This is a genomic window from Hydrogenophaga sp. GW456-12-10-14-TSB4 (assembly GCF_059424305.1).
On the sequence record NZ_JBWKZH010000156.1, the window covers coordinates 1 to 993 of the forward strand.

General features: G+C 76.3%; 2 pseudogenes. Both read right to left on the reverse strand.

Annotated elements, in window-relative coordinates:
- Positions 1-275, reverse strand: a pseudogene (locus AC07ZS_RS29845) (general secretion pathway protein GspB); the annotation flags it as partial.
- Positions 276-287: 12 nt separating this feature from the next.
- Positions 288-993 (reverse strand): annotated as a pseudogene (locus AC07ZS_RS29850) (peptidoglycan-binding protein); the annotation flags it as partial.

Consider the following 993-nt stretch of genomic DNA (forward strand, 5'->3'; position numbering starts at 1 on the left):
GTCACGACCGCCACCGGCGGCTCGGCGGCAGGGGGGGCGGCGGACACCGGGGCCGGGGCGTTGGGTGTGCCGGGCTGACCCAGCCACCACCACAGGCCGGCGGCGATCAGCAGGGCCACGGCGGCGGCGGTCACGGCGAGGCCGGTCCGGTTGCGTCGGCGCACCGGCCGGGCCTTGCGGCTGGGGGGCGGCACGATCTGGCTGTTGAGGCCCGGTATGTGACCGCGCTCGCGCTCGGCATCGGCGCGTTGAAGGGCATCGAGGATGTAGGACATCTTGGAGGGCCCTCAGGAGCCTGGGCGCGAGAGCCGAGGCTCGTCCACGCCGCTGGCCAGGTTGACCTGCATGAAGGTGATGGGGCCGGCCAGGCCGGCGGCCTCGATGCCGTTGGCGCGCTGGAAGGCCTGGATGCGGGCGACGAGCGGGTCGGCCGAGGCCGGCACCTTGCCCGTGGCCTGCAGGTCGGCAATGCGCTTGCCCAGCCAGTCGGCGGCGGGGCCGGTGCGGCCGTCGACCAGCCGGGTGGTCTGGCCCGGCGGCGTGCGCCACAGGGTGGCGAAGTCGCCGCGCCAGAGGTCGGTCAGTGCGCTGAGCGGCATGCGCCAGCGCTGGCTGCCGGCCTGCAGCATGGCGCTGTCACCGGTGAGCGCGGTGACCAGGACCTGGCCCGAACCGCCCGTCTGCCGCAGGGTGATGATGCCGGGCCGGTCGAGCTGGCGCAGGCCGGCGAGGGTCATGCGGTCGGTGCGGTAGCACTGCAGCTGAACCTGCTGCGCGGCGGCGCAGGGGTCGCCCGAAGCCAGCGGCTGGCCCCAGAGCGGGCCCAGCTCGCGCCAGGCCTCGGTTTCGTTCTTGAGCAGGGCCGCGGCCTCCGGTGGGCCGGGCAGGGGCTCGGGTCGGTTGGCGGCCGGCGCCGGGGCGTCGGCCGGTGTCGTCGGTGCGACGGGCGCCGCAACCGGGGTCGCCGGGGCCGTCTCGGCCACGGTGGGGGCC